The sequence below is a fragment of the Phenylobacterium sp. genome (genome assembly GCF_044236515.1).
Taxonomy (GTDB): Bacteria; Pseudomonadota; Alphaproteobacteria; order Caulobacterales; family Caulobacteraceae; genus Phenylobacterium.
This window is the reverse complement of record NZ_JBIIGK010000238.1, coordinates 1-3,234: the sequence shown is the minus strand read 5'-3', so window position 1 is coordinate 3,234 and position 3,234 is coordinate 1. Positions and strand designations below refer to the sequence as shown.

5 protein-coding genes are annotated in these 3,234 nt (G+C 73.2%); 2 read left to right on the top strand and 3 right to left on the bottom strand.

What is annotated here, in order from left to right; translation table 11 throughout:
• The first annotated feature begins 138 nt into the window (after positions 1-138).
• Entirely contained in the window at positions 139-612 is a 474-nt protein-coding gene (locus tag ACILRF_RS15665; RefSeq protein WP_395674529.1) for a hypothetical protein, read from the top strand.
• On the opposite strand, the gene ACILRF_RS15660 is transcribed toward ACILRF_RS15665, so the two are convergent.
• Positions 609-1,028: an HIT domain-containing protein gene (locus ACILRF_RS15660; protein WP_395674527.1), complete on the bottom strand. Its 420-nt coding sequence runs from the start codon at positions 1,026-1,028 to the stop codon at positions 609-611. The genes ACILRF_RS15665 and ACILRF_RS15660 overlap by 4 nt on opposite strands.
• 85 nt (positions 1,029-1,113) lie before the next feature.
• Between ACILRF_RS15660 and ACILRF_RS15655 the strand changes: the two genes are divergently transcribed.
• Positions 1,114-2,100, top strand: coding sequence for a malate dehydrogenase (locus ACILRF_RS15655; RefSeq protein ID WP_395674525.1), 987 nt, complete (start codon positions 1,114-1,116; stop codon positions 2,098-2,100).
• Positions 2,101-2,118: 18 nt separating this feature from the next.
• Here ACILRF_RS15655 and ACILRF_RS15650 read toward each other — a convergent pair whose 3' ends face one another.
• The gene (locus ACILRF_RS15650) at positions 2,119-2,808 is read right to left on the bottom strand and encodes a lysozyme inhibitor LprI family protein (protein WP_395674523.1); all 690 of its coding nucleotides are present in this window, start codon (positions 2,806-2,808) and stop codon (positions 2,119-2,121) included.
• Between the two features lie 63 nt (positions 2,809-2,871).
• On the bottom strand, positions 2,872-3,234 hold a 363-nt coding region (locus ACILRF_RS15645; RefSeq protein ID WP_395674521.1), incomplete at its 5' end, for a lysozyme inhibitor LprI family protein.

Below are 3,234 nucleotides of genomic sequence, written 5' to 3'. Positions count from 1 at the left end.
CTTCGCCGCGCCGGAGAACGCCGGCCGCGCGGTGCTGCAGGTGGACGGCCGCATGGTCGAGCTGTTGCATCTGGCCCAGGCTGAGGCTCTCATCGCCTTCGAGGCGGCCACCGCCGCTCCGGAGACCCGACCGCCGCCATGAGGCTCGCCGCCGCCCTGACGCTCTGCCTTGTCGCCACCGGCGCGGCCGCCCAGTCGCCGGATGCGCCGGTCCTGGTCGGGCAGACCGGCCGCAGCCATGACGGGCCCCCCAGCGTCGCGGACGTCGCCTACGAGAGCCGCCTGCGCGCCTCCTACGCCTCCGCCCAGGCCTTCCAGGGCCCGCTCGATGGGGCCTGGACGCTGTCGGGCGAGGGCGTCGGGCTGTACGGCTTCAAGCTGGTGGATCGCGGGGCCGGCGTCGTCGAAGGCGCGTGGCGCGACCTGCGCAGGGTCGGCGCCCTGGCCGGCTCCGGCTTCGTCGACGACATCCGACGCGAGGGCGGCGTCCTGACCCTCCGCTTCGGCCGGGCCGTCGTCTCCCTGACCGGCGGCTATGGCGACGCCTGGACCGGCGAACTGGCCGAAGCCGGCTCCCGCCGCCCCGTCACCCTGCGCAAGGACCCGCTCTAAAGGCCCAGGGCCGTCCGCGCCGCCGCCAGGGCCCGCGCCAGCTCCGCCTCTTGGTAATCCTCCGCGACCCCCGCGCCCCACACCGGGCCCGGCCAGGCGGGATCGTCGGCCCGGCGGCCGACCACATGGACGTGCAGTTGCGGCGTGACATTGCCGAGCTGGCCGACGTTGAGCTTCGCCACCGGCCGCCCCAGCGCCGCGCCGATGGCCCGCACGGCCTCGCCGCCGGCGACGATCTCGGCCATCAGACGAGCGCGGTCGTCGCGGTCGAGATCCTCGATTTCCTGCAGGCCCTCGCCGCGCGGGATCAGCACCAGCCAGGGAAACCGCGCGTCGCGTTGCAGCCGGACATGGCACACGGCCAGGTCGCCGACGGCGTCGGAGGTCGCCAGGAACGCCGGGTCGAGCGCGGGCATGGCTCGCGTCTGCGGCATTGCGGCGCCGCGGTCAATTGGCTAGGGGACGCCGCGAAACCGACACTCATCTCACTTGGAGCGACCCATGGCGAAGTCCCCCATCCGCGTGGCCGTAACCGGCGCCGCCGGCAACATCGGCTACGCCCTGCTGTTCCGCATCGCTTCGGGCGAGATGCTGGGCAAGGACCAACCGGTCATCCTGCAGCTGCTCGAGATCCCCACCGAGGGCGCCCAGAAGGCCCTGAAGGGCGTCGCCATGGAGCTGGAAGACTGCGCCTTCCCGCTGCTGCAGGACATCGTCCTCACCGACGACGCGAACGTCGCCTTCAAGGACGCGAACTGGAACCTGCTGGTCGGCTCCAAGCCGCGCGGCCCGGGCATGGAGCGCGCCGACCTCCTGAAGGACAACGGCAAGATCTTCATCGCCCAGGGCAAGGCGATCGACGCCGTCGCCGCCGACGACGCCCGCGTGGCGGTGGTCGGCAACCCCTGCAACACCAACTGCATGATCGCCGCTAGTCAGGCCAGGCGCCTGACGCCGGACCGCTTCACCGCCATGGTCCGCCTCGACGAGAACCGCGGCCGCGCCCAGCTCGCCAAGAAGGCCGGCGTGTCGATCAACGACGTCTCGGAGCTGTTCATCTACGGCAATCACAGCCCGACGATGTTCGCCGACTTCACCCACGCCAAGATCGGCGGCAAGCCGGCCGCCGAGGTCATCGGCGACGAGGCCTGGCTGAAGAACGACTACCTGCCGACCGTCGGCAAGCGCGGCGCGGCGATCATCGAGGCCCGCGGCCTCAGCTCGGCCGCCTCGGCCGCCAACGCCCTCATCGACCACGTCCGCGACCTGACCATCCCGGGCAAGGTCCACTCGGTGGCGGTCGCCAGCCAGGGCCGCTACGGCTTCGCCGACGGCGTCTGGGCCGGCATGCCGGTGCGCACCACCGCGCCGGGCGCCTATGAGGTCGTCGAAAGCTACGAAATGGACGAGTTCGCCAAGTCCAAGATCGCCATCACCAACGACGAGCTGGTCGGCGAGCGCGACACGGTCAAGGACATGCTGGCCTAAGGCCGCACGCGGGCTGGACTAGTTCCAGCCCTCCTCCGCGAGGTCGTTGAGCTCGCGGGTCCGCTGCTCGTAGATGCTGGCCACGGCGTCCGGCGAGCGGCGGGCGGCGTCCTCGCGGATCGCCAGCCAGTCGTCCTGCTCGGCGCGCAGCTCCCGGCGCGGAACGCCGGCGTCAATCGCCCGCTCATAGGCGCGGCTCAGGCGGCGGTCGGCGGCCGCCAGATCCGGATCGGCGCAGACCATCGCCTCCGCCTGCGTCCGCGCGCTGCCGCAATCGAAACTCGGCGACGCCCGCCGCGGCGCGCGGATGATCTCAGGCAGGCCGACGGGCGGGCCCATCGGCGCCCGGGCGACCACGGGCTCTCCCGTGTCCGGCGCAGCCGGGGCCCGAACCACCGGCGCCGCCGCGGCTTGCCGCGCCATGTCCGGCGGCAGCACTTCCAGGCGCCCGGCGACCTTCGGCATCGGCTGCGGCGCCGGGGCCAGCACCTCGACCGGCACCGGCGTCACCGGCTGCATCGGCCGGCGGTCGGCCGGCTCGACGAACTGCGGCCGGCTCAGCAGGCCCAGACCCAGGCCCAGCACCAGCGCGCCCGCCACCCCGCCCAGGATCAACCGCCGATCGAGCCGCCGCGGCGGCTTGGCCGCCGGCTCCGGCCCTCGCCCGGCAAAGCCGTTGTAAGTCTCGCCGATGGGGTCGTTCGCCATGCCGCGGCGCTCCTCGCGTCCCTCGCCGGCTGTAACCGCCCGCCGAGCTTGGCGGTTGCAGGCCTAGTAGTCGCCGCCAGCGCTGCGCGTCATGTCATTCAGTTCGGCGATGCGGGCTTCGTAGACGTCGCGCACGGCCCAGGGCGCCTCCTTCGCCGCCTGAGCTCTCGCCTCGATCCAGCGCTGCTGCTGGCGGGCCAGCCGGGCGCTGGAGACACCGGCCGCTTCGGCCTGGCGATAGGCCCGGTTCAGCTGACGCTCGGCCGCCGACAGGCTGGCGTCGGCGCAGACCAGCGCCGCGCCGGGATCCGCCGACACGCAGCGGTTCGACGCCTTGCGGATCGGGTTCTCGGCGGTCGGCCGCGGCAGGGTCGGGCGCGGCTGCGCGACCGGCGGCTTGGCTTTCACCTTCACCGCCGCCTTCTC